25 protein-coding genes and 2 riboswitches are annotated in these 26,222 nt (G+C 67.0%); of the genes, 17 read left to right on the top strand and 8 right to left on the bottom strand.

Translation table 11 applies throughout. The annotated features are described in order from the left end of the window. Position 1: 1 nt before the first annotated feature. The 4 genes from AC3FKH_RS01765 to AC3FKH_RS01750 form a co-directional block, all read right to left on the bottom strand. On the bottom strand, positions 2–811 hold the full coding sequence (locus tag AC3FKH_RS01765) for a polyphosphate kinase 2 family protein (RefSeq protein WP_488672877.1): 810 nt from the start codon (positions 809–811) through the stop codon (positions 2–4). A gap of 81 nt (positions 812–892) precedes the next feature. After that, positions 893–1,759 (bottom strand): diaminopimelate epimerase, encoded by an 867-nt coding sequence (gene dapF, locus AC3FKH_RS01760; RefSeq protein WP_488672413.1) that lies wholly within the window; start codon positions 1,757–1,759, stop codon positions 893–895. 43 nt (positions 1,760–1,802) lie between these two features. Beyond that, on the bottom strand, positions 1,803–2,696 hold the full coding sequence (locus AC3FKH_RS01755; RefSeq protein WP_483710182.1) for a lipid A biosynthesis lauroyl acyltransferase: 894 nt from the start codon (positions 2,694–2,696) through the stop codon (positions 1,803–1,805). Further along, on the bottom strand, positions 2,693–3,577 hold the full coding sequence (locus AC3FKH_RS01750) for a lysophospholipid acyltransferase family protein (protein WP_488672412.1): 885 nt from the start codon (positions 3,575–3,577) through the stop codon (positions 2,693–2,695). Before AC3FKH_RS01750 ends, AC3FKH_RS01755 begins: the two co-directional genes overlap by 4 nt. Before the next feature lie 310 nt (positions 3,578–3,887). Between AC3FKH_RS01750 and metK the strand changes: the two genes are divergently transcribed. From metK to AC3FKH_RS01735, 3 genes are all read left to right on the top strand, one after another. After that, on the top strand, positions 3,888–5,051 hold the full coding sequence (metK, locus tag AC3FKH_RS01745) for a methionine adenosyltransferase (protein ID WP_488672410.1): 1,164 nt from the start codon (positions 3,888–3,890) through the stop codon (positions 5,049–5,051). A gap of 148 nt (positions 5,052–5,199) precedes the next feature. After that, positions 5,200–6,108 carry a Kdo hydroxylase KdoO gene (gene kdoO, locus AC3FKH_RS01740; protein ID WP_488672408.1) on the top strand — a complete coding sequence of 303 codons (909 nt, stop codon included), beginning with the start codon at positions 5,200–5,202 and terminating at the stop codon, positions 6,106–6,108. A 152-nt stretch (positions 6,109–6,260) separates the two neighbouring features. Continuing rightward, a complete protein-coding gene (locus AC3FKH_RS01735; RefSeq protein ID WP_488672406.1) occupies positions 6,261–7,940 on the top strand; it encodes a GMC family oxidoreductase in 1,680 nt (559 codons plus the stop codon). A gap of 15 nt (positions 7,941–7,955) precedes the next feature. Here AC3FKH_RS01735 and AC3FKH_RS01730 read toward each other — a convergent pair whose 3' ends face one another. Further along, on the bottom strand, positions 7,956–9,617 hold the full coding sequence (locus tag AC3FKH_RS01730) for an acyl-CoA dehydrogenase family protein (RefSeq protein WP_488672404.1): 1,662 nt from the start codon (positions 9,615–9,617) through the stop codon (positions 7,956–7,958). 199 nt (positions 9,618–9,816) lie between these two features. Further along, positions 9,817–9,919, top strand: a riboswitch (TPP riboswitch). Between the two features lie 100 nt (positions 9,920–10,019). Between AC3FKH_RS01730 and thiC the strand changes: the two genes are divergently transcribed. The 6 genes from thiC (at position 10,020) to AC3FKH_RS01700 (ending at position 16,085) form a co-directional block, all read left to right on the top strand. Further along, a complete protein-coding gene (thiC, locus tag AC3FKH_RS01725) occupies positions 10,020–11,900 on the top strand; it encodes a phosphomethylpyrimidine synthase ThiC (RefSeq protein WP_483710188.1) in 1,881 nt (626 codons plus the stop codon). Between the two features lie 129 nt (positions 11,901–12,029). Beyond that, the gene (locus tag AC3FKH_RS01720) at positions 12,030–13,238 is read left to right on the top strand and encodes an FAD-dependent oxidoreductase (RefSeq protein ID WP_488672402.1); all 1,209 of its coding nucleotides are present in this window, start codon (positions 12,030–12,032) and stop codon (positions 13,236–13,238) included. 10 nt (positions 13,239–13,248) lie between these two features. Then, positions 13,249–13,446, top strand: a complete 198-nt coding sequence (thiS, locus tag AC3FKH_RS01715) for a sulfur carrier protein ThiS (RefSeq protein ID WP_483731024.1) — start codon at positions 13,249–13,251, stop codon at positions 13,444–13,446. A 4-nt stretch (positions 13,447–13,450) separates the two neighbouring features. After that, positions 13,451–14,287, top strand: coding sequence for a thiazole synthase (locus AC3FKH_RS01710; protein WP_488672399.1), 837 nt, complete (start codon positions 13,451–13,453; stop codon positions 14,285–14,287). Further along, entirely contained in the window at positions 14,284–15,411 is a 1,128-nt protein-coding gene (locus AC3FKH_RS01705; protein ID WP_488672398.1) for a thiamine phosphate synthase, read from the top strand. Before AC3FKH_RS01710 ends, AC3FKH_RS01705 begins: the two co-directional genes overlap by 4 nt. Before the next feature lie 227 nt (positions 15,412–15,638). After that, positions 15,639–16,085, top strand: a complete 447-nt coding sequence (locus tag AC3FKH_RS01700) for a PaaI family thioesterase (RefSeq protein ID WP_488672397.1) — start codon at positions 15,639–15,641, stop codon at positions 16,083–16,085. Position 16,086: 1 nt separating this feature from the next. On the opposite strand, the gene AC3FKH_RS01695 is transcribed toward AC3FKH_RS01700, so the two are convergent. Beyond that, entirely contained in the window at positions 16,087–16,521 is a 435-nt protein-coding gene (locus AC3FKH_RS01695; protein ID WP_488672395.1) for a PGDYG domain-containing protein, read from the bottom strand. 11 nt (positions 16,522–16,532) lie between these two features. Continuing rightward, a complete protein-coding gene (gene thiD, locus AC3FKH_RS01690; protein ID WP_488672393.1) occupies positions 16,533–17,369 on the bottom strand; it encodes a bifunctional hydroxymethylpyrimidine kinase/phosphomethylpyrimidine kinase in 837 nt (278 codons plus the stop codon). A 70-nt stretch (positions 17,370–17,439) separates the two neighbouring features. After that, a riboswitch (S-adenosyl-L-homocysteine riboswitch) is annotated at positions 17,440–17,521 on the top strand. Between the two features lie 132 nt (positions 17,522–17,653). Between thiD and ahcY the strand changes: the two genes are divergently transcribed. From ahcY to AC3FKH_RS01665, 5 genes are all read left to right on the top strand, one after another. Then, on the top strand, positions 17,654–19,072 hold the full coding sequence (gene ahcY, locus AC3FKH_RS01685; protein WP_488672391.1) for an adenosylhomocysteinase: 1,419 nt from the start codon (positions 17,654–17,656) through the stop codon (positions 19,070–19,072). A gap of 63 nt (positions 19,073–19,135) precedes the next feature. Then, on the top strand, positions 19,136–19,486 hold the full coding sequence (locus AC3FKH_RS01680; RefSeq protein ID WP_011296404.1) for a phage holin family protein: 351 nt from the start codon (positions 19,136–19,138) through the stop codon (positions 19,484–19,486). A 70-nt stretch (positions 19,487–19,556) separates the two neighbouring features. Next, on the top strand, positions 19,557–20,387 hold the full coding sequence (metF, locus tag AC3FKH_RS01675) for a methylenetetrahydrofolate reductase [NAD(P)H] (RefSeq protein WP_483710198.1): 831 nt from the start codon (positions 19,557–19,559) through the stop codon (positions 20,385–20,387). Positions 20,388–20,389: 2 nt separating this feature from the next. Next, a complete protein-coding gene (locus AC3FKH_RS01670; protein WP_488672389.1) occupies positions 20,390–20,752 on the top strand; it encodes a TfoX/Sxy family protein in 363 nt (120 codons plus the stop codon). A 37-nt stretch (positions 20,753–20,789) separates the two neighbouring features. Then, a complete protein-coding gene (locus AC3FKH_RS01665) occupies positions 20,790–21,533 on the top strand; it encodes a Mut7-C RNAse domain-containing protein (protein WP_488672387.1) in 744 nt (247 codons plus the stop codon). A 39-nt stretch (positions 21,534–21,572) separates the two neighbouring features. On the opposite strand, the gene AC3FKH_RS01660 is transcribed toward AC3FKH_RS01665, so the two are convergent. Next, complete coding sequence (locus AC3FKH_RS01660; RefSeq protein ID WP_488672385.1) at positions 21,573–22,163, bottom strand: 5-formyltetrahydrofolate cyclo-ligase; 591 nt, start codon at positions 22,161–22,163, stop codon at positions 21,573–21,575. A gap of 112 nt (positions 22,164–22,275) precedes the next feature. On the opposite strand from AC3FKH_RS01660, the gene AC3FKH_RS01655 reads away from it, so the two are divergent. From AC3FKH_RS01655 to AC3FKH_RS01645, 3 genes are all read left to right on the top strand, one after another. Then, positions 22,276–24,234 carry a lytic transglycosylase domain-containing protein gene (locus AC3FKH_RS01655; RefSeq protein ID WP_488672383.1) on the top strand — a complete coding sequence of 653 codons (1,959 nt, stop codon included), beginning with the start codon at positions 22,276–22,278 and terminating at the stop codon, positions 24,232–24,234. A gap of 82 nt (positions 24,235–24,316) precedes the next feature. Next, on the top strand, positions 24,317–25,339 hold the full coding sequence (locus tag AC3FKH_RS01650) for a complex I NDUFA9 subunit family protein (protein ID WP_488672381.1): 1,023 nt from the start codon (positions 24,317–24,319) through the stop codon (positions 25,337–25,339). 189 nt (positions 25,340–25,528) lie between these two features. Further along, complete coding sequence (locus AC3FKH_RS01645) at positions 25,529–26,218, top strand: glutathione S-transferase family protein (protein ID WP_488672379.1); 690 nt, start codon at positions 25,529–25,531, stop codon at positions 26,216–26,218. Positions 26,219–26,222 lie beyond the last annotated feature (4 nt).

Genomic DNA, 26,222 nt, shown 5'->3' with positions numbered 1-26,222 from the left:
GCTACTCGATCTTGACCTTGTTCAGGTCGGGCTGCGGCGGCGGGTAAGCCGGCTTGAGCTGGCGGAACACCTCGGACAGGATTTCGGCCACCATCAGGTTGCGGTGGGTCTTGGAGTCCGCCGGCACGACGTACCACGGGCACTCCGGCGTGCTGGTGGCCGCAATGGCGGACTCGTAGGCGCTCATGTAAGCCTTCCAGTGCTTGCGCTCGGCCAGGTCGGTCGGATCGAATTTCCACTGCTTCTGCGGATCGGCCAGCCGCGCTTCCAGGCGCGACTTCTGCTGGTCCTTCGAGATGTGCAGGAAGCATTTGACGAGGGTGGTGCCGGTCTCGGTCAGCAGCGTCTCGAACGCGCGGATCTGCCGGTAGCGCCGCTCGCATTCCTCGTTATCGATCCAGCCATGCACACGCGTGATCAGCACGTCTTCGTAGTGGCTGCGGTTGAACAGTACGATCTCGCCGGATTTGGGTACTTGCAGGTGGACGCGCCAAAGGTAGTCGCGCGCAAGCTCTTCCGGGGTCGGCGCCTTGAAACTGACCACGCGGATGCCAAGCGGATCGAAGCTGCGGAACACCGAACGCACGGTGCCGTCCTTGCCGCTGGTGTCCATCCCTTGCAACACGACCAGGATCTTGCGCCGGTGCTCGGCGTAGAAGATGTCCTGTTCGAGATCCAGTTCGTTGCTGATCTGCGCGATGCGTGCCTGGTCTTCCTGCTTGTCGCCGATTGAAAACGGCTTGCTTCCCGGGTCGAAGCTGGCAAGGCTGAAGCGCTTGCCCGAGGTGATGCGGTAGTCGTCCAGCGGCATATAGGGCTCCATCGTCTCGTTCGGAAGCCCCGCCGCAGTCAAGCAGCGATGAAGCGAAGCGGGGCGCACAGGCCCCTATGGTTACGCCGGCAGGGCAGCCAGGTCAATGGTGCCTTCGAACACCGTGGTGGCGGGTCCGGTCATGCGCACGGGCGTTGCGCCGCCGTCCCAGGCAATGCTCAGGTCGCCGCCATGCGTGTGGACCTTGACCGGTGAATCCAGCAGCCCGCGGCGGATGCCGGCGACGACCGCCGCGCAGGCGCCGGTGCCGCATGCCAGGGTTTCGCCGGCGCCGCGTTCGTACACGCGCAGGCGGGCGGTGTGGCGGTCGACCACTTCCAGGAAGCCGGCATTTACGCGGTTCGGGAAGGTGGGGTGGTTTTCTACGATCGGGCCATCCTGGAGTACCGGGAAGTCCTCGACATGGTCGACCACCTGCACGGCGTGCGGATTACCCATCGACACGGCCGAAATCCAGGCCGTGCGGCCGTTGACCTCGAGTCCGTAGAGCGTGTCTTCGCCTTGCGCGCGCGTGGGCAGGCCTTCGGCGCGGAACGGCACGCGGGCCGGTTCCAGTTCGGGCGCGCCCATGTCCACCGTGACCTGGCCGTCATCCTGCAGCGTCAGCGTGATGATGCCGTTCATGACCTCGACACGCACCGAGCGCTTGTCGGTCATGCCTTTGTCGGTCACGAAGCGCACGAAGCAGCGCGCGCCGTTGCCGCAGTGCTCCACCTCGCTGCCGTCGGCATTGAAGATGCGGTAACGGAAGTCAGCATCGTCGCGCGTGGGCTTTTCGACGACCAGCATCTGGTCGGCGCCCACGCCGAAATGCCGGCTGGCGAGCGCGCGCCACTGCCCGGTGGTCAGGTCGAGTTGCTGGTGGATGCCGTCGAGCACGACAAAGTCGTTGCCGGCACCGTGCATCTTGGTGAACTGGAGTTTCATGGTGCGAATTGTAGTCGTGCAAGGCCGGGCCTGCCGGCCGCGGTCAGTAGATCGACGGTTCGCCGGGCGGGCGATTCTTGAAGCGCTTGTGCACCCAGTAGTACTCGGCCACGCGGGGTCGGATGCAGTCCTCGAAGAAGGCGTTCATGCGGCGCGTGTCCTCGGCCACGCTGTCGCCGGGATAGTTTTCCCAGGCCGGCAGGATGCGCAGCACGTAGCCCTGGTAATCGGGCAGCATCTCCGTGTAGATGGGCACCACCTTGGCCCCGGTCATGCGGGCAAGGCGCGACACGGAAGTCAGCGTCAGCGCCTGCACGCCGAAGAACTCGACGTATTCCGAATCGCGTTCGCCGAAGTCCATGTCGGCAATCAGCTGCAGCGCCTCGCCTTTTTTCAGGCAGCGCAGGATGTCGCGCGCGCTGTCGCTGCGCGAGATCATCTTCGCGCCGAAGCGGCCGCGCGCATGCTTGAGGAAGCCGTCGAACAGCGTGTTTTTCTGCGTGGTGTAGAGCGATGCGCCCGAGCGGCCCACGTTGTCGCGCAGGTGGATGGTCAGGCGGATAGCGCCGGCCTCCACGCCAGACAGGTGCAGCGTGACCAGGATATGGGGCGTACCGTCCATGGCCACGAGATCGGCCTGATCGTCGATCTGCACCCAGCGGCGCATCTGCGCTTCACTGCCAGTCCAGAAAATGCCGCGCTCGGCAAAGCTGCGGAACACGGTGCGGAATGACTCGCGCGACAGCGCGTCGATCTCGGCCTCGCCTTTGTCAGGAAAGGCGGCGCGCAGGTTGGCCTGCACGATGCGGCGCCGGCTGCTGGGGACGAGGTAAAGCAGGCTGCCCAGCCCTTCGCCAAAACGGGCAACCAGTGGATAAGGCAACTTGCCCAGCACGGTCAGCAGGCCGATGCCAAGCCACGTGAAAATACGGCTCATGAGTGGGAGGATTCGGTAGCCGGCAGCGTGTGGGGCGGATGCTCCATGCCGGACGGGGTCTTGTAGCGGTTGTAGCTCCAGAGATACTGCGTGGGCGCAATCGCCACGAGTTCCTCGATGGTGCGGTTGATGACGGCGGCGGCTTCAGCCGGATCTTCGGGCAACATGCCGCCATCGTTGATGATGCGAAGATGGCCGCGATAGCCGGCGCCGCGCGGCAGGCGTTCGCCGAAGATGGCGGCCACCGGGGCGCGCGTCAATTGCTGCAGGCGATGGACCAGTGCCATGGTGTAGGCGGGTTTGCCGAAAAACGGTGCCCAGTGGCCCTCGCCGCCGCTTGGCACCTGATCCGGCAGGATGCCGACGGCCTGCCCGCGCCTGAGCGCCTTGACCAGCATGCGCACGCCGCGCGGCGTGGCGGGCGCCATCGCCAGGTTTGGCCGGGTGCGCATGCGCTCGATCCAGTCGCGCAGCCAGGCCTGGTGAGGCGGCTTGAACAATGCCGTTACCGGGCGCAGCAAGGCGTGCGATTGCGGCAGCACTTCGAAGCAGCCGAGGTGAGGCGTGAGGATAATGAGGCCGTGGCCGCGCGCCTGCAGCGTTTCCAGTGCCGGCCAGAGGTAATCGTCGAAGCCATACAGCTTGGCGCCAATGGTCTTGCGGCTCCAGAAGTAGGGCATTTCCAGAGCCATGCACCCGGCCGAGCGCGCCGCGTCGGCGATCATCGATTCCGTTGCGTCCGGGTAGGCAAGCAGGAAATTCTCCCGCAGCCGACTTCCGTAGCGGCCTGGCAGGCGGGCGGCCAGCAGTCCGAGCGCACCGCCGAGCGCCTGGAGCAGGCGCAGCGGAAGACGGGAAATCAGCCAGAACACGAAAGTCATCGAACGTGGCGGTGGGTGCTCCCGGCGGGAGCCGATCTGCGAAGCAGCCTCAAATATTCACGCAGGGCTCAGGATCCGGGCGATTCCTGCCGCTAACCATGGATTGCACCGGCGCATGCCGGCGGCCGGTGGCCCCGGAGCCACTGCCAGCATTGTGCCGGCAGGCGCGTATAATAGCGTGTATCGCCGAGTTAACTGACAACTTGCGGGGCGATACCGCTCTAACCGGGCGGCCTGAAAATACCGCTAAAGCGTCGCCGCCATGATCCGACAGGCAGGCACGCAATAGCCAACCCTGGAGAACAAGTTCGTGGCAAACGACTTCCTTTTCACTTCGGAGTCCGTCTCCGAAGGCCATCCCGACAAGGTCGCAGACCAGATTTCCGACGCGGTCCTGGACGCCATCCTGGCGCAGGACAAGTACGCGCGCGTGGCTGCCGAGACGCTCTGCAACACCGGGCTGGTCGTGCTGGCCGGGGAAATCACCACCACGGCCAACGTCGACTACATCCAGGTCGCACGCGACACCATCAAGCGCATCGGTTACGACAACACCGACTACGGCATCGACTACAAGGGCTGCGCGGTGCTGGTCGCCTATGACAAGCAATCGCCCGATATCGCCCAGGGCGTGGACCGCGCCTCCGACGACTACCTGAACCAGGGTGCCGGCGACCAGGGCCTGATGTTCGGCTACGCCTGCGACGAGACCCCGGAACTGATGCCGTTCCCGATCTATTACTCGCACCGCCTGGTCGAGCGCCAATCGCAGCTGCGCCGCGACGGCCGCCTGCCCTGGCTGCGTCCCGACGCCAAGTCGCAAGTGACCGTGCGCTATGTCGACGGCCGTCCGCACAGCGTCGACACCGTGGTCTTGTCGACCCAGCATGCCCCGGACATCACCCAGGCCCAGATCCACGAAGCCGTGATCGAAGAGATCATCAAGCCGGTGCTGCCGCCCGAGATGCTCAAGAACACGAAGTACCTGGTGAACCCGACCGGGCGCTTCGTGATTGGCGGCCCGCAGGGCGATTGCGGCCTGACCGGCCGCAAGATCATCGTCGACACGTACGGCGGCGCCTCGCCGCACGGCGGCGGCGCGTTCTCGGGCAAGGATCCGTCGAAGGTCGACCGCTCGGCCGCCTACGCTGCCCGCTACGTGGCCAAGAACGTGGTCGCCGCCGGCCTGGCGCGCCAGTGCCAGGTGCAGGTGAGCTACGCCATCGGCGTGGCGCGCCCGATCAACGTGACCGTCTACACCGAAGGCACCGGCAAGATCCCTGACGACAAGATCGCCGAGCTGGTGCAGGCGCATTTCGACCTGCGCCCGAAGGGCATCGTGCAGATGCTGGACCTGCTGCGCCCGATCTACGAGAAGACCGCCGCTTACGGCCACTTTGGCCGCGAAGAACCGGAATTCTCGTGGGAAGCCACCGACAAGGCCGCGGTGCTGCGCGCGGCAGCCGGCCTGTAAGCAAAGTCGCTGGACCGAGGTAAAAACCCCGCTGGCTGCCGGTCAGCGGGGTTTTTTATTGGGTGACTTGCTGGCGCATGGTTGTGATCAAGTCATCACGCAGAAATGGCGCGGTAGAATCCGCCCATCCGGCAAACCGAGAAAGCCCATGCCATCCGCTACCTCTTCCGAAAAACTCGACCTGATCCGCCCGCAGCCATACACCGATTGGTCGCCAGCGGTGGATGCCGCGACGCAGGCGGACTTGCGCCGGCAACTCGAGCAAGGCGCGGTGCTGTATTTCCCTGACCTGCACTTCCGCTTCGAACCGGGCGAGGAGCGCTTCCTAGACAGCCGCTATTCGGACGGCAAGTCCAAGAACATCAACCTGCGCGCCACCGAAACCGCCGTGCGCGGCGCACAGGGCACCGAGCAGGACCTTGCCGACCTGTACCGCCTGATCCATCGCTATGCCGAATTCAGCGAAAGGCTGGTGCTCTCGCTGTTCCCGGAGTACGGCCCGCACATGACGCGCGCGGGCACGTCGCTGCGGCCGAGCCAGATTGCCGGCCGCGCCGTCAGCTGGCGCAAGGACGACACGCGCTTGCACGTCGATTCCTTCCCGTCGAATCCGCTGCTGGGCAAGCGCCTGCTGCGCGTGTTCCACAATATCGATCCCGAGGCGCCGCGCGTGTGGCGCGTGGGCGAGCCGTTTGCCGATTTCGCGCAGCGCTTCGTGCCGAAGACCCACGGCATGTGGCCCGGGCAGGCGGCGTTGATGAAGCTGCTGCACATCACCAAGCGCGCGCGTTCGGAATATGACCATCGCATGCTGCAACTGCACGATCTGGCCAAGGCTGACCTGGACTATCAGGCCAGCGTGCCGCAGCAGGAATTCCACTTCCCGCCCGGATCGACCTGGATCGTCTTCAGCGACCAGTTGCTGCATGCAGCCATGCGTGGCCGCGCGATGATGGAACAGACCATCTACCTGGACCCGAAGGCCATCTCGGACCATACCCACTCGCCGGAAGCCGTGCTGTCGCGCATGCTGAGCCGGCCGATGCTGGTTTCCTGACCGTCGCGCGGCCCTGCGACGCCGCAAAGCGCGTGGCCACCGGCCTTCACTTCACGCTGCGCCAGCGCCTACACTGATCTTCAGGCTTGCCATCCTCCGGAGCGGGCAGAGGGCGCACGCCCCGCCGCAATGCCGGGGTCGCGGGGAGACAGATGGAAACCACGTATGACTATGTCATTGTCGGCGCGGGTTCGGCCGGATGCGCGCTGGCCGGGCGGCTGGCCGACAGCGGCAGCGACAGTATCGCGCTGATCGAAGCAGGCCATCACGACCACCATGTGCTGGTGCGCACACCCGCGGGCGCCGCAGCCATGCTGCCGCGCGCCGGCGCGCGCAACTACGCTTACGAGACCGTGCCCCAGCCGGGCCTGAACGGCAGGCGCGGCTTCCAGCCGCGAGGACGCGGGCTGGGCGGCAGCTCGTCGATCAACGCCATGATCTACACGCGCGGCCGTCCGGCGGATTACGACGCCTGGGCCGCCTCGGGCTGCGACGGCTGGTCCTGGGACGACGTGCTGCCGTATTTCCGCCGCGCCGAGTGCAATGCGCGCGTGGCGGGCAGTGACGACGATCCGCTGCATGGCGGCACGGGCCCGCTCCATGTGTCGGACCTGCGCACGCCCAATCCATTCGGCCAGCATTTCATCGACGCCGCGCAGCAGGCCGGCTATGTGCGCAACGACGACTTCAACGGCGAGGAGCAGGAAGGTGTCGGCTGGTACCAGGTCACGCAACATGAGGGCGAGCGCTGGAACGCAGCGCGTGCCTACCTGCATGGCGGCAACGCACGCGACAAGGCCTGTAACGGCGGACGTGCCGGCCTGCACGTGCTGACCGGCATGCAGGTGCTGCGCATTGTGTTCGAAGGCAGGCATGCGGTGGGCGTACTGGCTGTGCGCAACGGCCGCCAGCACCTGCTGCGCGCGCGCCGCGACGTGATCCTGTCGGCCGGCACCTTCGGCTCGCCACAGCTGCTGATGGCATCCGGTGTCGGGCCCGCAGTCCACCTGCGCGAGCATGGCATACCGGTGGTGCACGACCTGCCGGGCGTGGGCGGCAACCTGCAGGACCACCTCGACATCATCCTGCACAAGCGCGTCGCCGCGCCGGAGCTGTTCGGCCTGTCGCTGGGCGGCGCCATGCACATGCTGTCCGAGATGCTGCGCTACCGGCGCGAGCGCGCAGGCATGATGAGTTCGAACTTCGCCGAGGCGGGTGCGTTCCTGCGCAGCCGTCCCGAACTGGCCGAGCCCGACCTGCAGTTGCATTTCGTGGTGGGCATGGCCGACGACCATATGCGCACGATCCGCCTGGGCCATGGCTATTCGTGCCATGTGTGCGTGCTGCGCCCGCGCAGCCGCGGCGAAGTGCGGCTCGCATCGCCCGACATGCGGCGCGCGCCGCGAATCGATCCCGGCTATCTTTCCGATCCGCGCGATCTCGACGACATGGTTGCCGGCGTGAAGATCGTGCGGCAGATCTTTGCCCAGCCGCAGCTTGCGTGCTTTGGCGGCCGCGAGCTGTATTCCTCGCACTTGCATGCCGACGGCAGCGACGACGCGGCGGTGCGCGAGATGATCCGCGAACGCGCCGACACCATCTACCACCCGGTGGGCACGTGCCGCATGGGCATGGATGCGCTGGCCGTGGTCGATCCGCAACTGCGCGTGCGTGGGGTCGAGGGCCTGCGCGTGGTCGACGCCTCGATCATGCCGTCGCTGGTGGGCGGCAACACCAACGCGCCCGCCATCATGATCGGCGAGCGCGCGCATGACCTGATCCGCTACGCGCCGCGCGTGCTGCTGCGGATCCGGGAGCCCATGGAAGCCTGAGGCGCGGTACCGGCTTCAGGCGCTCCAGCCGCGCTCGAACACCCGCTTCAGGGTTTCGGTTTCCAGGTCGAGCGTGCCGAACACGCGCCCATGCTGCCGGCCCAGCCGGCTCGCGACAAACGCTTCGGCGTTTTCGGCGTCGGCATGTTCGAGCATCAAGGCGGCCTGTGCGGTCAGCACCAGTCCCTGTGCAAAGCGGCGGGCATTCGCTTCCAGTTGATCCGCCGGCTGGCGCAGCATGGCCTGGAGCGAATCCAGCTCCGCGCGCACGGCCGGGTGGGACGTGGCGCGGCGCGACAGGTCCTGCAGCAGCAGCGCCGCGTCATCGGGCGTGCGCTGGATCGCGCGCAGCACGTCCAGGCACATGATGTTGCCCGAGCCCTCCCAGATCGAATTCACCGGCGCTTCGCGATAGAGGCGCGCCATCGGGCCGTCCTCGACATAGCCGTTGCCGCCCCAGACTTCCATGGCTTCGCCCGTGGCCTCGATCGCGCGCTTGCAAATCCAGAACTTGGCTGCGGGCGTCACCACGCGTTTCCACGCGGCGGCAAGCGGGTCGTTGTCGGCGTGCTCGAAGGCATGGGCCAGTTCCGTCATCAGCAGCGTGGCGGCCTCGCTTTCCAGCGCCAGGTCGGCCAGCACGTTGCGCATCAGCGGCTGGTCGGCCAGCAGGCGGCCGAAGGCACTGCGGTGACGCGTGTGGTGCAAGGCCTGGACATAGGCGGCGCGCAGGATCGCGGCGCTGCCGATCACGCAGTCGAGCCGCGTGCTGGTCGCCATCTCGATGATGGTCGGGATGCCGCGCCCTTCCTCGCCGATCAGGATGCCGCTGGCGTCGCGGAACTCGACTTCGCTGCTGCTGTTGGAGCGGTTGCCGAGCTTGTCCTTCAGGCGCTGGATCAGGATCGGGTTCTTGCTGCCGTCGTCGCGAAAGCGTGGCACGAAGAAGCACGACAGTGGCCCGTCTTCGGCGCCCATGCGCGCGACCACGAGGTGCGCGTCGCACATCGGCGCCGAGAAGAACCACTTGTGGCCCGTCAGCAGGTATTCGGCGCCACGGCCTTCGCCGCGCACCGGGCGCGCCACGGTGGAATTGGCGCGCACGTCGGAGCCGCCCTGCTTTTCGGTCATGCCCATGCCGATCATGATCGCGGTCTTGTCTCGCCAGGGCAGGTCGCGCGCATCATGGTCCTTCGCATACAGGCGCGGTTCAAGCTGGGCGAACAGCGCGGTTTCCTTGCGCAACACGGGAATGCTTGCGAACGTCATCGTGGTCGGGCACAGCGATCCTGACTCGACCTGCGCCTGCAGGAAATAGCCCGCCGTGCGCGCTATCCATGCGCCCGCGCGCGGTTCGGCAAATGGCAGCGCCTGCAGTTGCTGGCTGCGCAGCAGCGACAGCAGCGCATGCCAACTCGGGTGGAAAGTGACCTGGTCGATGCGCTCGCCGGTGCGGCTGTGCGTATGCAGTTCGGGCGCGTACCGGTTGGCGTCGGCGGCCCAGCCCTGCACCTCGGGCTCGCCCAGGCGTGCGCCATGGCCGGCCAGCGCTGCAGCATGCCAGCCGCCGCCAAGGCGCTTCAGCGCGTCGCTGACGATTGGATCGCAGCCAAAGAGGTTGTAGTGCGCGAGATCGGGCACCTGGTTGAAGACGCGATGCGTGGCGGCGTCGGTCATGATGTCTCCTGGGTCGGCTTGCCGTTTGATTGCATGGTAGGGCACGTAGCCGCCACAAGAGTGCGCCGTTGTGCCCCTGTTGTCGATTTTTGCGGTGCAACATCGGCAATTCGATACTCCTGCGCACAGCTGTGGCACCACCAATGAGTGGGAACTGGCACTGGCGCCGGCCGGGGGCTTGTGCTTAAATTCACCCCGTTGGATGAAACAGGGGTGCCGTACGGATGGGCCGTGCGAGCTGAGAGAGTCCCTTCGAACCCGATCCGGTTAATGCCGGCGTGGGAAGTTTCTAGCAAGACCAAACGCTCTTGTCCCTCCGGGACTCGCCTCCAGGCCCCAGGCCCCGGCGGCGCTCACAGGGCTCCTGGTTTCGTCCACCCCGCAAGAGAGAGGACGACACCCATGGCCCGTACTGCCCCCGCTGCTTCCTTCGAATCGCTCGAAAGCGATCTCGACCAGAAATTTGCCTACCCGGCTTCCAGCAAGACCTACCTGACCGGCAGCCGCCCGGATATCCGCGTGCCGCTGCGTACCATCCTGCAGACGTCGACGCGGACCGAGAAGGGCGATATGCCCAATCCGCCGATCCCCGTGTACGACACTTCGGGCCCATACAGCGACCCGGACGTGCATATCGACCTGAAGGCCGGCCTGCCGGCGCTGCGCGCGAAGTGGATCGACGAGCGCGGCGACACTGAAATTCTCAAGGGTCTTTCGTCGGAATACGGCCGCGACCGCGCCAACGACCCCGCCACCGCGCACCTGCGCTTTGCCCAGCTGACCAACCCGCGCCGCGCCAAGGCCGGCGCCAACGTGTCGCAGATGCACTATGCGCGCAAGGGCATCATCACGCCGGAAATGGAATACGTGGCGCTGCGCGAGTCGCTGAACCTGCAGGCGCTGTACGACAAGCCGGAATACAAGGCCCTGCTGCGCCAGCACCCGGGCAACGCGCTGGGCGCGGGCCTGCCGCTGCGTCCGGAAGACATCACGCCGGAATTCGTGCGCAACGAGATCGCCACGGGCCGCGCGATCATTCCCGCCAACATCAACCACACCGAGCTGGAGCCGATGGCGATCGGGCGCAATTTCCGCGTCAAGATCAACGGCAACCTGGGCAACTCCGCCGTGACCTCGTCGCTGGCCGAGGAAGTGGAAAAGATGGTGTGGTCGATCCGCTGGGGCGCCGACACCATCATGGACCTGTCGACCGGCAAGCACATCCACGAAACGCGTGAATGGATCCTGCGCAACTCGCCGGTGCCGATCGGCACGGTGCCGATCTACCAGGCGCTCGACAAGACCGGCGGCATCGCCGAGGACCTGACCTGGGAGATGTTCCGCGACACGCTGATCGAGCAGGCCGAGCAGGGCGTGGACTACTTCACGATCCACGCCGGCGTGCTGCTGCGCTACGTGCCGCTGACGGCGGACCGTGTCACGGGCATCGTCTCGCGCGGGGGATCGATCATGGCCAAGTGGTGCCTGGCGCATCACAAGGAAAACTTCCTGTACACGCACTTCGACGAGATCTGCGAAATCATGAAGGCGTACGACGTGTCGTTCAGCCTCGGCGACGGCCTGCGTCCGGGCTGCATCGCGGACTCGAACGACGACGCCCAGTTCGGCGAGCTGCGCACGCTCGGCGAGCTGACCGCCAAGGCGTGGAAACACGACGTGCAGGTCATGATCGAAGGCCCGGGCCACGTGCCGCTGCAGCGCATCCAGGCCAATATGGATGAAGAGCTGAAGCACTGCTACGAAGCGCCGTTCTACACGCTCGGACCGCTCGTGACCGACATCGCCCCGGGCTACGACCACATCACCAGCGGCATCGGCGCGGCCAACATCGGCTGGATGGGCACCGCCATGCTGTGCTACGTCACGCCGAAGGAGCACCTGGGCCTGCCCGACAAGGAGGACGTGCGCGAAGGCATCATCACCTACAAGATCGCCGCCCACGCCGCCGACCTGGCCAAGGGCTGGCCCGGCGCGCAGCTGCGCGACAACGCGCTGTCCAAGGCACGTTTCGAATTCCGCTGGGAAGACCAGTTCAACCTCGGCCTGGACCCGGAACGCGCGCGCTCGTACCACGACGCCACGCTGCCGGCCGAAGGCGCCAAGATCGCCCACTTCTGCTCGATGTGCGGGCCGAAGTTCTGCTCGATGAAGATCACGCAGGAAGTGCGCGACTACGCGGCCTCGTTGCCGAAGGAAGCGCAGCAGGGCATGGAAGAGAAGTCGATCGAGTTCCTGAAGAAGGGCAGCAAGATCTACTCGTAAGGCAGTACGGGCACGGTTCGCAACCGTGCCCCCGTTCGTTCCGCCTGTCGCGCAGCGCCCCGCGCGGCGGGCTATCCGTAAAAGGAGGCCGGAAACCGCGTCGATTGCGCTGGTAGCCGGCACACATCCATGACAGCAGTGCAGTCCTTTGATGTCGCCATCCTCGGTGCCGGCCTGGCCGGGCGGCTGGCCGCCTGGCTTCTTGAGCGCCAGGGCGTGCGCGTGGCGCTGGTCGAGCGTGGCAGCCCGGACGGCTCCGGGTCGGCCGCGCACGTCGCGGCCGCCATGCTGGCGCCGCTCGCGGAGTCGGCGATTGCCGAGCGACGTATCGTCGATCTCGGCATTGCCAGCGTCGGCCTCTGGCGCGCCTGGCTCACGCAGCTGCGCGAGCCCGTGTTCTTCCAGGAGGACGGTACGCTGGTGGTATGGCATGCGCGCGACCGCGGCGAAATGTCCCTGTTCACGAGCAGGGTGCGTGCCGTAGCGCCGCCGGAACTGGTGGCGCAGCGCATGCGCGCGCTGGACGGCAAGGGCGTGGCCGAGATCGAGCCCGCGCTGGCAGGTCGTTTTCCGCAGGGCTTGCTGCTGTCCGGCGAAGGCCAGCTCGACAATCGCGGGGCGCTGCGCGCGCTGCTGTCGTGCGCGGTCAGCGACGGCGTGCATTGCGTCTGGGAAGCCGGAGATGTAGACGTCGCTATGCTGCCATCGCTTGGCATTCGCGCACGCGTAGTGCTCGACTGCCGCGGCCTTGGTGCGCGCGCGGCATGGCCCGCTGAGCCGGGCAAGGACGGTCGAGGCGCGATGCCGGGCCTGCGCGGGCTGCGTGGCGAAGTCGTGCGCGTACATGCGCCCGACGTGAAGCTGCACCGCCCGGTGCGCCTGCTGCATCCACGCTACCCGATCTATATCGCACCCAAGCCCAACGACCTGTACGTGATTGGCGCCACCGAGCTGGAAAGCGAGGACGATTCGCCGATGAGCGTGCGTTCCGCGCTGGAGCTGCTGTCGGCGGCGCATTCTCTGCATCCGGCGTTTGGGGAGGCGCGCGTGCTCGAACTGAACGTGCAGCGCCGCCCCACGCGCCCCGACCACCTGCCCGCGATCCGCGTGGACCAGCAGGCGCGCGTGGTGCGCGTGAACGGGCTGTACCGGCACGGTTTCCTGATCGCGCCGGCAGTGACCGAGGCGGCGTGCGAGGTGGTGAACGCGCTGCTCAACGATGACCCGGCCGCGCATGCGGTGCCGGCCGCCCTGCGCTGGCCCGGCATGATCGAGGCCGTGACGGAAACACCCGCGCTCGCCGAGGCCCCCGTGGGCCACACCGGCCTGCTGCACTGAAGCTGAACCCATGGATATCCTGCTGAATGGCCGCCCCCTCGCTGTCGCCGACGCCGCCACGCTGGCGGACGCGGTGGTCGCGGCCAAGATTGCCCCGCCGTTCGCCGCGGCGGTCAACGGCCAGTTCGTGCCGCGCGCGGCGCACGCGGCCACGCTCCTCGCGGCCGGCGACCGCATCGACCTCGTCCAACCCGTGACGGGAGGCTGACCCCATGACATTCGAACCGACAGAAACCCTGCGCGACCCGTTCGTGCTTTATGGCGAGTCCTTCGACTCGCGCCTGCTGCTGGGCACGGCCCGCTATCCGTCGCCGGCCACGCTGCGGGCGGCCGTGGAAATCTCGCGCCCGGCCATGGTGACCGTGGCACTGCGCCGCCAGGGCGCCGTGGGCGAAGGCGAGGGCGGCCAGGCCTTCTGGCAGATGCTGAAGGCGCTGGGCGTGCCCGTGCTGCCCAACACCGCCGGCTGCTTTGCGCCGCAAGAGGTCATCACCACCGCCATGATGGCGCGCGAGGTGTTCGAGACCGACTGGATCAAGCTGGAGCTGATCGGCGATGACTACACGCTGCAGCCCGACACGCTGAACCTGCCCGCGGTGGCGGAAACGCTGATCAAGGAAGGCTTCAAGGTGCTGCCGTACTGCACGGAAGACCTGGTGCTGTGCCGCCGCCTGCTCGATGTGGGCTGCCAGGCGCTGATGCCGTGGGCCGCGCCGATCGGCACCGGCCGCGGCGCCGTCAACCCGCACGCGATGCGCGTGCTGCGCGAGCGCCTGCCGGACACGCCGCTGATCGTCGACGCGGGCCTGGGCCTGCCGTCGCACGCGGCGCAGGTGCTCGAGTGGGGCTATGACGGCGTGCTGCTGAATACCGCCGTGGCGCAGGCCGCCTATCCGGTCAACATGGCGCGCGCGTTCGCGCAGGCCGTGGAAGCGGGCCGCACCGCCTACCTGGCGGGGCCGATGCCCGAGCGCGAAGTCGCGCAGGCCAGCACCCCTGTGGTCGGCATGCCGTTCTGGCACGCCGAAGGCGCGGAGCATCGCGCATGACCCGCCACGCGATCCATGCCGCCAGCGACGGCCCGCTGCGCCAGGCCGTGCTGGAGCACTACGGCGAAACCTTTGGCGTGTCCGATCACCCGTGGCAGGCATGGCGACTCGCCGACGCGCCCGCCAGCCCTGGCGCGCACGACGTGCTGTTGTCGGATGGCGAAGCCGATGCCGACGTGATCGCACGCGTGGCCGCGGCCGGCGCAACGCTGATCGAGACCGATCGCGAAGGCGGCCAATGGATCGACACCGTGCGTTCGCCGATGGGCACGTGGGTACTTTGCGCTCGCGCGGATGATGACCATGCGCACTCGCCGGCATTCGTCGCGGTGCTGCTCGCCAGCCTGTCGCTGCATTTCCCCGCGCATGACGCGCTGTGCCTGGCACGTGCGTGGCGTCCGGGCTCGGCCGAATGGCCGACGGAGTTCGATCGCTTCCCGCGTGTGCGCCATGCCGCGCTGGTGGCGCCGGAAGCCACCGTGCCGGCTTTTGCGCCGTGCCCGCCGGCGCTCGGCCTTTACGCCGTGGTGCCCAGCGCAGAATGGATCGAGAAGCTGGTGCCGCTGGGCGTGCCCACGGTGCAGTTGCGTTTCAAGTCGGAGGATCCTGCCGCTGTACGTGCGGAAGTCGAGCGTGCAGCGCAGGCCGCGAAGGGGTCGCAGTCGCGGTTGTTTATCAATGACCACTGGCGGGTTGCTGTTGAACTGCATGCCGCCAGCGGTGGCGACAGCGGTATCTATGGCATCCACCTTGGCCAGGAAGACTTGGACGAGGCCGATCTCGATGCCCTGCGGGCCTCAGGCCTGCGTTTGGGCGTGTCCACGCACGGCTATGCGGAGATGGTGCGCGTCGCGGCGATCCGGCCGAGCTATCTCGCGCTCGGCGCAATCTTCCCGACTACCACCAAGGTCATGCCGACGGCGCCGCAAGGGATGGGGCGCTTCCAGGCATATGTGAAGCTGATGCAGCCGGTGATTCCTTCGCTGGTGGGTATCGGGGGCGTCAATGTTTCCAACATGCGCGAAGTGCTGGCCGTTGGCGTTGGCAGCGCCGCCGTGGTGCGGGCAATTACCGAGGCGGATGATGTCGCGGCGGCGGTGGGGGAGTTGAAGGCGTTGTTTTGAGCGTTGAGTCGCTTGTTTGGGCCGTCGTGCTTGGCGGGCGCTGCTGTTCCGCCGGCTACGCCGGCGAAACAGCAGCGCTTGGCAAGCACACTGCGCTCATCTCAAGCAGAGACTCCTTCATCCCCAACATTTGTGCGACATTCGCCCAGCCGCGGGAACCGAACCTGACCCCGCCGCTATCATGTCGGGCAGCATTTGCCGCTAACCGTCGCGTTTCCCTCCTCCATATGTCCAGCCCGATCGAAATCGTCCCCGCCGCTCCCGGCTCGCCCGAGAAGCCCTACTTCGGCATCGACGTCCCGCTGATGCGCTATTTCGGCCTGCAGCCGGAGCTGATCGAAGCGGACTATTGCCGCACGCGCCTGCCGGCGCACCCGCAGCTCGTGAACAGCCGCGGCGACGTGCACGGCGGTACGCTGATGGCAACGCTGGACTTCACGCTGAGCGGTGCGGCGCGGTCGCACGCCCCCACTGAAACGGGTGTGATCACGATCGATATGTCCACACATTTCCTGGCTGCGGCGCGGGGCGAGCTGACGCTCGAAGCCCGCTGCATGCGCCGGGGCGCCCGCATCGCCTTCTGCGAGGGCGAGGTCAAGGACGCCTCGGGCACGGTGGTGTGCGTCGCACGCGCCGCGTTCAAGCTGGTGCCGCTGTCCAGCGGCGGCAACTGATTCAGTCCGGCAGGCGGCGGTACACCGCTGCAAAACGCGCCTGCTCGGTGATGCCGTAGTCGCCTGGCGCGTATTGCATCAGCCAGTCGCCCGGCTTGCCGTGCAGTACATCGCCGCCGTCGGAGCGGGCGATGCTGAAGGCCTCTTCCATGCGCCGGGCCAGCACGGGCACCGGCTTGTTGCGGTAAGGGCCGTCCTCGCCGTGTGCCGAGGGCTCCAGGGCCACGTACTTCGGATCAAAGCGCTCGCGCGAGACGACCCAGCGGTCGCCGGTCGCGCCGGTGACAATGGCATCGCCGACGCGGTAGCGGTTGGGGCCTTCGCGGCTCTCCAGTTCGCCGGCTTTCGCGGCGAACATCACCTGTACCTGCTCTTCCTTGACGTAGCGCGCGGCAGCGGAGTCTTCGCGCAGGTCGATGTCGTTCAGTGGCTGCATATCGTCTCCGTTCAGCCCAGCACGCGCGGTGCGAAGGCGTGGTTGAGCGGGCCGTTGCCCGCACCCAGTCTCAGTCCAGCGCCGGCGGCAATCGCCTGCGCCACATAGTCCAGCCCCTTGCCCGCCGCGTCTTCCAGTGTGTCGCCACGCGCCAGTTGCGCAGCGATGGCGGCAGCCAGCGTGCAGCCGGTGCCGTGCAGGTTCTTCGTGTCGATGCGAGGGTGCGTGAATACGCGTACGGTGCCGTCGGCCAGCATCAGCAGGTCGTCCAGCGCACCGCTCGCGCTGGCGGGGCCATCGTCGTCGAGGTGGCCGCCCTTGAGCAGCACGGCGGGACAGCCCATCGCGATGAGGTCGGCGGCGGCTTGCTCCATGTCGGCGCGGCGCGTGATCGTGCGGCCGAGCAGGTAGGAGGCCTCGGGCAGGTTGGGCGTCACCAGCACCGCACGCGGGAACAGCAGGCGCACCATGGCCTGGCTGGTGGCGTCATCGGAGAGCGTAGCGCCGGAGGTGGAGATCATCACCGGGTCGACCACCAGCTTGCGGATGCCGTGGCGGTCCGCCGCCGCGGCCACGGCCTCGACGATGGCCGCGGTGCCCAGCATGCCGGTCTTGGCCGCATCGACGCCGATGTCGCTGGCCACCGCGTCGATCTGCGCCGCCACCATGTCGGCGGGAATCGCATGCACGCCGGTGACGCCGAGCGTATTCTGCGCGGTGATGGCGGTGATGGCGCTCATGCCGAAGCAGCCCAGCGCGGAGAAGGTCTTGAGGTCGGCCTGGATGCCGGCGCCGCCGCCCGAGTCGGAGCCTGCGATGGTGAGGGTGCGGGGTGGTGTCGGGGTCATGTGAAAGAGGTGAGCGGAAAAAAGCCGGCGGCATTTTGCACGGGTTCACGCCGGCAGGCTACAATACCGCCACTCCGAGGAGCGTTGCAACGGATCGTGGCGTAACATGCCCTCCGCCAGGCTCGGACTGTCTCAAACGGCGCTCGCTGATCCGTGGTTCGCACGGTGGCGAGTCGACCTATCCGCCCGCTTCACACATGTTACGCATCGCGTCTCATGCCCGTGTGAAGCGCGGCCTGATTTCCCGCCCGTCACCGTCGTCCCACTCTTCACCGGAGTGAAACATGAACGCTGTGACCGACCTCAAGCAAGATTACCTCGTGGCCGACATCGGCCTGGCCGGCTGGGGCCGCAAGGAAATCGCCATCGCCGAAACCGAAATGCCTGGCCTGATGGCGATCCGCGACGAATTCGCCGCCGCGCAGCCGCTCAAGGGCGCGCGCATCGCCGGTTCGCTGCACATGACGATCCAGACGGCCGTGCTGATCGAGACGCTGGCGGCACTGGGCGCCGATGTGCGCTGGGCTTCGTGCAACATCTTCTCGACGCAGGACCACGCCGCCGCCGCGATTGCCGCGGGCGGCACTCCCGTGTTCGCGTTCAAGGGCGAGTCGCTGAAGGAGTACTGGGACTTCACGCACCGCATCTTCGACTGGGCCGACGGCGGCACCCCGAACATGATCCTGGACGACGGCGGCGATGCCACGCTGCTGCTGCACCTGGGCGCCAAGGCCGAGAAGGACGCTTCGCTGATCGCCAATCCGGGCAGCGAGGAAGAGACCTTCCTGTTCGCCGCGATCAAGGAAAAGCTGGCCAGGGACCCGAGCTGGTATAGCCGCAACCTGGCCGCCATCCGCGGCGTGACCGAGGAAACCACCACCGGCGTGCACCGCCTGTACCAGATGGCGCAGAAGGGCGACCTGAAGTTCCCGGCCATCAACGTCAACGACTCGGTCACCAAGAGCAAGTTCGACAACCTGTACGGCTGCCGCGAATCGCTGGTGGACGGCATCAAGCGCGCCACCGACGTGATGATCGCCGGCAAGGTTGCCGTGGTCGCAGGCTACGGCGACGTGGGCAAGGGCAGCGCACAAGCACTGCGTGCGCTGTCGGCACAGGTGTGGGTCACCGAAATCGACCCGATCTGCGCACTGCAGGCCGCGATGGAAGGCTACCGCGTGGTCACCATGGACTACGCCGCCGAGCACGGCGATATCTTCGTCACCTGCACCGGCAACTACCACGTCATCACGCATGACCACATGGCCAAGATGAAGGACCAGGCCATCGTCTGCAATATCGGCCACTTCGACAACGAGATCGACATCGCTTCGATCGAGAAGTACGAATGGGACGAGATCAAGCCGCAGGTCGATCACGTCAAGTTCCCCGACGGCAAGAAGCTGATCATCCTGGCCAAGGGCCGCCTGGTGAACCTGGGCTGCGCCACGGGGCACCCGTCGTACGTGATGAGCAGCTCATTCGCCAACCAGACCATCGCGCAGATCGAACTCTGGCAGGAACGCGACAGCGGCAAGTACCCGGTGGGCGTCTACACGCTGCCCAAGCACCTGGACGAGAAGGTCGCCCGCCTGCAGCTCAAGAAGCTGAACGCGCAGCTGACGGAACTGACCGAGCAGCAGGCGGCCTACATCGGCGTGCAGAAGCAAGGTCCGTACAAGGCTGATCACTACCGTTATTGAACTGAAGTGAAGGCCCCTCTGCCGCTTGCGGGAGAGGGGAAAAACCGCTTTCAAGGAGCCGTCATGAGACTGCTGATCGTCTGGATCATCAACGCCGTGTCGCTGTTCGTGCTGCCGTACATCCTGCCGTCGATCCATCTGAAGAGCTTTGGCTCGGCGATGCTGGCCGCGCTGGTGCTGGGCCTGGTCAATACGCTGATCCGGCCGATCCTGGTGATCCTGACGCTGCCGGTGACGGTGCTGACGCTCGGGCTCTTCATCTTCGTGATCAACGCGCTGCTGTTCCTGTTCGTCGGCAACCTGCTGTCGGGCTTCTCGGTCGGCGGTTTCGGGGCGGCCCTGCTGGGCTCCATCCTGTACAGCGTGATCTCGTGGCTGCTGTCCAGCCTGCTGCTGGGCGAACGCGCGGCCTGACGGCCACGCACTGCCGCGGGTCCTCGCGGGTCCTATCAAGCGCGCCGTGCCAACGCGGCGCGCCACTATCATGCAAGACCGCTACTACAGCTTTGAATTCTTCCCGCCCAAGACGGCGGAGGGCGCCGAGAAGCTGCGCAACACGCGCGCGCAGCTCGCTCCGCTCAACCCGAAGTACATCTCGGTGACGTTCGGCGCCGGCGGCACCACGCAGCAGGGAACGCTCGACACCGTGCTGGAAATCCAGCGCGAAGGCATCGAGGCCGCGCCGCACCTGTCGTGCGTCGGGTCCTCGCGCGAGAGCATCCGCGCCATCCTGCAGCAGTACCGCGACGGCGGCATCCGCCATATCGTCGCGCTGCGCGGCGACATGCCGTCAGGCATGGGCGAGATCGGCGAATTCCGCTACGCCAACGAGCTGGTGGAGTTCATTCGCGCCGAGACCGGCGACTGGTTCCAGATCGAAGTGGCGGCCTACCCGGAATACCATCCGCAGGCCAAGTCGCCGCGCCATGACCTGGAGAACTTCGTGCGCAAGGTGAAGGCCGGCGCCAACTCCGCCATCACGCAATATTTCTTCAACGCCGACGCGTACTTCCGCTTCGTCGACGATGCGCGCGCGATGGGCGTGGACGTGCCGATCGTGCCGGGCATCATGCCGATCACGAACTACTCGCAGCTGATGCGCTTCTCCGAGATGTGCGGCTCCGAAGTGCCGCGCTGGGTGGCCAAGCGGCTCGAAGGCTTCGGCGACGACCGCGAGTCGATCCGCGCGTTCGGCCTGGACGTCGTCACGGCGCTGTGCGAACGGCTGCTGGCGGGCGGCGTGCCGGGCCTGCATTTCTATACGCTCAACGCGGCCGGCGCCACCAAGGCGATCTGGCAGCGCCTGAAGCTCTGAGCGTGGCCGCGCGCCGACCCGATCCCTTCATCGAGCACCTGCTCGAACTGATGGGGCCGCTGGCGGCGCGCATCGGCGCGATCTCCGCGCGCCGCATGTTCGGTGGGCACGGCCTGTTCTACGACGGGCTGATGTTCGCGCTGGTCAGCGGCGGGCAGTGCTATCTCAAGGCCGACGACAAGACCCTGGCGCGCTTCGAAGCGCAGGGCAGCCATGCGTTCCGCTATGCCTCGTCAAGGGGCGAGGTGACGTTGCGCCACTACCTGGCCATGCCGCCGGAATGCCTGGAATCGCCGGCGTCGATGACGCCATGGGCGCAGATGGCGGTGGAGGCGGCGTTGCGCCTGGCGAACCAGAAGGGCTGAGTGCCGACACGGTGCCATCGGTGTCATACTCGGTGTCATGGTCACCGCCACCTTCCGCTTTTACGAAGAGCTGAACGACTTCCTAGCGCCGGACCAGCGCGGGCGTGACCTGTCCTGCCCATGCGCACGCGCCGCCACGGTCAAGCATATGATCGAGGCACTGGGCGTGCCGCATACCGAGGTCGAACTCATCCTGGTCAACGGTGAGTCGTCCGGGTTTGACCGGATCCTTCGCGATGGCGACCGCGTCTCGGTCTATCCCAAGTTCGAATGCCTCGATGTCTCACCGCTGCTGCGGGTCCGCGCGCACCCCCTGCGGATCCTGCGCTTCGTGGCCGACGCCCATCTGGGTGGCCTGGCGCATCTGCTGCGCATGATGGGCTTCGACACGCTCTACGACAACCACTTCGAAGACAGCGAGATCGAGCGTATCGCCGCACAGGAAGGCCGTGTCGTGCTGACGCGCGACCGGGAGCTGCTCAAGCGCCGTGGCATCACGCACGGCTGCTACGTGCGCGCGATCAAGTCCACGCCGCAGGTGCGCGAGATCTTCAGCCGGCTCGACCTGGCCCGCAGCGCGCGGCCGTTTTCGCTCTGCCTCGATTGCAACGTACCGCTGCAGCACGTCGCGCGCGAGGCCGTGGCGGGGCGCGTGCCGCCGGCGGTGCTGGAGCGCCATGAGCGCTTCGTCACCTGCGATCAGTGCCGCCGCGTGTTCTGGGAAGGCTCGCACTGGCGCTGCATGCGCATGCTCGTGGACGAGCTGGTGCAGGCCAACTGAGTCCTAAAGCGTCGCGCTGTTTCACCGTTAGTGCTGGCGTCAGAACACGCCCGCTTCGCTGACGATCCAGTCCATCGGCAAATCATGTTCCCGGGCCTGCAGGGCGATGCGGCAGGCCTCGAAGCCGATGCCGATGGCGACCGGCGGCGTCGGCATGGCGGCCAGCGTGCGGTCGTAGAAGCCGCCGCCGTAACCGAGACGGAACTTGTCGGCGCTGAAACCGACACAAGGAATCAGCAAGGCATCGGGCTGGGCTGCGTCGGTGCCGTCCGGTACCGGAATGCCGTAGTGCCCCTTGGTCATCGCGGTCTGCGGGGTCCAGAGATGGAAGTCGAGCGGCACGCCGGGACGGCTGACCGCGGGCAGCGCGGCATGGCGGCTGGCGTCCGCGGCGAGCCACCGGGCCACGACGGCGCGCGCGTCGAATTCCTGCTGGATGGGCCAGTAAAAACCGAGGCAGCGGATCGCCAGCCGTTCAAGCAGCGGCAGCAAGCTGGCGGCAATGCGGGTTTCGGCGCTGGCGCGGTCGGAAACGGCGGCGCGCTGCGCGAGCAGGCGCGTGCGCAGGGCGCGGCGGTCTTCTTCCGCGCCGGTGCCGGGTGGCGGCGAAGGCGGATGAGCGGCTGACATGGCGTGGGATAATGTCTGCGAACAAACCAACACTGACGGCGGCTGCGCGGATGCGGGGCGATGTTCCCGGCATGGGCGGCGCGGCGCGGCGTCAACAACAAGGAAGCAAAGAATGCTGAAGGGAGTATATCTGCGGCGTGCCGGCCGGGCCGCATGGGTCGCCGTGGCGTGTGCCTTGCTTGCCACCCCCGTGCTGGCGCAAAAGCGCCCGCAGCAACCGGTCGTGCGCGCGCCCCAGCCGCCGGCCATTCCGACCGACCCGGATGACGCCTTCACCGCGCTGCGCGATGCGGCCCGCAAGAACGACGCGGACCGCGCCTATGCGATCTCCGCGACGCTGGTGGACTATCCGATTCCGTCATACGTCGAGTACTTCCGCATCAAGCCGCAGATGTTCGACGGCAGCGGCCTGGCCCGCATCGATGCACCTGATGACCAGGTCCGCGCCTTCCTGCAGCGCTACAAGGGCGAAGCCATTGCCGACCGCATGCGCAACGACTGGCTGCTGGTGCTGGGCAAGAAGCGCGACTGGGCCAATTTCGACGCGGAGTACCCGCAGTTCGTGCTCAAGGACGACACGCAGGTCGAGTGCTACGCGCTGCTGTCGCGCGCGCTCAAGGGCCAGAACGTGGCGGCCGATACGCGCAACGTGCTGAGCGATGTGCGCTACTACGGCGAAGGCTGCGTCGACCTGATCGGCTACCTGGTGCAGAGCCAGCAGATCCAGCGCAGCGACGTTGCCTTCCAGACGCGCCAGGCGCTGGAACAGAACCTGGTTTCGTTGGCCGCCAGGATCGCGGCCACGGTGCCCGATGCGCGCATGGACAGCGACATGCTGGCCACCATCGTCAAGATGGCGCGCAATGACCCGTCGCAGGCCGCGGCCTACCTGACGGCCAGCGCCGGCAGCCTGTCGCGCGACGAACAGGGCGCGGCGTGGGGCGTGGTGGGGCAGTATGCCGCCAAGAAGCTTTTGCCGGATGCCGCCGGCTACTACCGCCGCCAGATGGACCTGGGCGGCAACCAGTGGTTGTCTGACGAAACCCAGGAATGGCGCGTGCGTGCGGCGCTGCGCCAGGGCGACTGGAAGCAGGTGCGGCAGGCCATCGAGATGATGCGTCCCCAGCTGCGCGCCAAGGATCCGGCCTGGACCTACTGGTACGGCCGCTCGCTGAAGGCCGATGGCCGCGATGCCGAGGCCCAGCAGCAGTTCCAGCAGATCGCAGGCCAGTTCAACTTCTACGGCCAGCTGGCCACCGAAGAGCTGGGCAACCGCATCACGCTGCCGGTGCGCACCACCGTGACCGATGCCGAAGCCATGGCCATGCGCAGCCGCGCCGGCTTCCAGCGCGCGCAGAAGTTCTACAACCTGAACCTGCGCTTCGAGGGCACCCGTGAATGGAACTGGGAACTGCGCGGCATGAACGACCGCGAGCTGCTGGCCGCGGCCGAGTATGCGCGGCGGATCGAGCTGCTGGACCGCACCGTCAATACCGCGGACCGCACGCGCGCCGAGCATGATTTCTCGCTGCGCTTCCCGATGCCCTACCGCGACCTCATGCAGCGGGCCACCGACGACGTCGGCCTCGACATGGCGTGGGCCTATGGCCTGATTCGCCAGGAATCGCGCTTCATCATGAGCGCGCGCTCGTCGGCCGGTGCGCATGGCCTGATGCAGGTGATGCCGGCCACGGCCAAGTACGTCGCGCGCAAGATCGGCATGGCGGACTTCTCGCCGTCGATGATGGGGGATCCCAACATCAACATCGTGCTTGGCACCAACTACCTGAGCATGGTGCTGACGGACCTGGACAGCTCCTGGACGCTGGCGTCGGCGGCCTACAACGCCGGGCCGGGACGGCCCAAGGCCTGGCGCAGCACGCTGTCGCGCCCGGTCGAAGGCGCGATTTTCGCCGAGACCATTCCGTTCAACGAAACGCGTACGTACGTGAAGAATGTGCTTTCCAACGCTACGTACTATGCTGCATTGATGAGCGGCCAGCCCCAGTCGCTGAAGTATCGCCTGGGCCAGGTTGCACCGTCGGCGGTGACCACCACTAGCCTTCCCTGACCGGGAGCGCGCCCCGCTTCAGCGGGGCCCGTGCCATGACTGGCCTGCCGCCGCGTGCCGTTCTATTCGCACGGAGGCATCCATGCAGTCCAGCAATGTCCTCATCGTCGGCGGCGCCGGATTCATCGGCAGTCATCTCGCTTCCCGGCTGGCGGGCGCCGCCTCGGCCTCCGGCGCGCCGCTCGAGCCCGGCTCCAATCCTGATTCCCCCATTGCGCCCGACCGCATCGTGATCGGCGCCCGCAACGTGGAGCATGCGCAGCACCTGCTGCTGCTGCCGCGTGTCGAGGTCGCGGAACTGGGGCTGGCCGACAACGCGGCGCTCGACGATGCGATAGGCCCGCTCGGCACGGACGGCATCGTCGTCAACCTCGTCGGCGTGCTGCACGGCGAGCGCGGCGATCCCTATGGTTCCGAATTTGCCGCGGCCCACGTGGAGATGGTGAGGCAGGTCGTGGCCTCGTGCCTGAGTACCGGCGTCCGGCGCCTGGTGCATATCAGCGCGCTCGGCGCCGACAGCACTGGCCCGTCGATGTACCTGCGCAGCAAGGGCGACGGTGAACGCATCGTGCGCAGCAGCGGCCTGGACTGGACCATCCTGCGGCCCTCCGTGGTGTTCGGCCCCGACGATCACTTCCTCAACCTGTTCGCCCATTTGCAGGAGATGGCCCCCGTGGTGCCGCTGGCCTGCGCGCATGCGCGCTTCCAGCCGATCTACGTGCAGGACGTGGTGCAGGCCATCGTCAACGCCATGGTCACGCCCGCGACCATCGGACGGGGCTATGACCTGGGCGGCCCGCAGGTGTACACGCTGGAAGAACTGGTGCGTTTTGCCGGCCGGGCGTCGGGCCACCCGCGCCCGGTGATTGCGCTGCCCGACGCGCTGGCGCGCGTGCAGGCCGCGGTGATGGAGCACATGCCAGGCGAAACGATGCTGTCGCGCGACAACCTCGATTCGATGCAGCTCGACAACGTGTTGCACGGACCCATGGCCGGCGAACTGGGCCTGCAGCCGGTCGGGCTGGAAGCCGTGATGACCGACGTGCTGTCCGGCCGCAACCGGGATGCGCAGCTCACGGCCATGCGGGCAAGCGTACATCGGTAACGCGTGCGGGCGCTTGTGACCGGGATTCACAGCGGTTGCGAGCGCTTTTCACTTTGAGGCCGATCATGGCGCTGGCAGAATGACGGGCTCGGCGCGCACGCCGGCTGCATGCGGGCGCGCTGGTTTCCGGGCAGGAATGTTGCATGCTGTCCGGCGACCTTCCCCCATCCCGCCCCCAAGGATTCCGCGATGAAGCTCGTCATCGGCAACAAGAATTACTCGTCCTGGTCGCTGCGCCCCTGGCTGCTGATGCGCCATGCCGGCATTGATTTCGAAGAAGTGCAGGTACGCCTGTTCGTCGGCAGCTTCGCCGCCGAGATCGCGCAGTATTCCCCGGCCGGCAAGGTGCCGGTGCTGGTGGACGGCGACATTTCGGTGTGGGACACGCTGTCGATCGCCGAATACCTGGCCGAGCGCTTCCCCGAAAAGACGCTCTGGCCCGCCGGCCGCGCCGAGCGTGCCTATGCCCGCTCGGTCTGCGCCGAAATGCACGCCGGCTTCACCAACCTGCGCAGCCAGTTGCCAATGAACACGACGGCGGTGCTGCCCGGCCGCGGCTGGAACGTAGCGGTCCAGCGCGACGTGGACCGGATCGCGCAGATCTGGACCGACCTGCGCGCGCGCCATGGCGATGCGGGGCCGTTCCTGTTCGGGACCTTTACGATCGCCGACGCGTATTTCGCGCCGGTGGTCAGCCGCTTCGCTACGTACGGCATCCACCTTCCCGATGCGGCCAAGGCGTATGCGGACTTCATCCTGGAGTTGCCGGCCATGCAGGAATGGATCGCCGGCGCGCGCGAAGAGCGCGATTTCCTGGCGGATGACGAGCCGTATCGCCTCGCGCCCGACCGGGGCGATGCGATTATCATCGGCCACTGAGCGC

The organism is Cupriavidus sp. 21MJTG02-4 (genome assembly GCF_057798975.1).
This window is presented reverse-complemented; position numbering and strand designations above follow the sequence as displayed.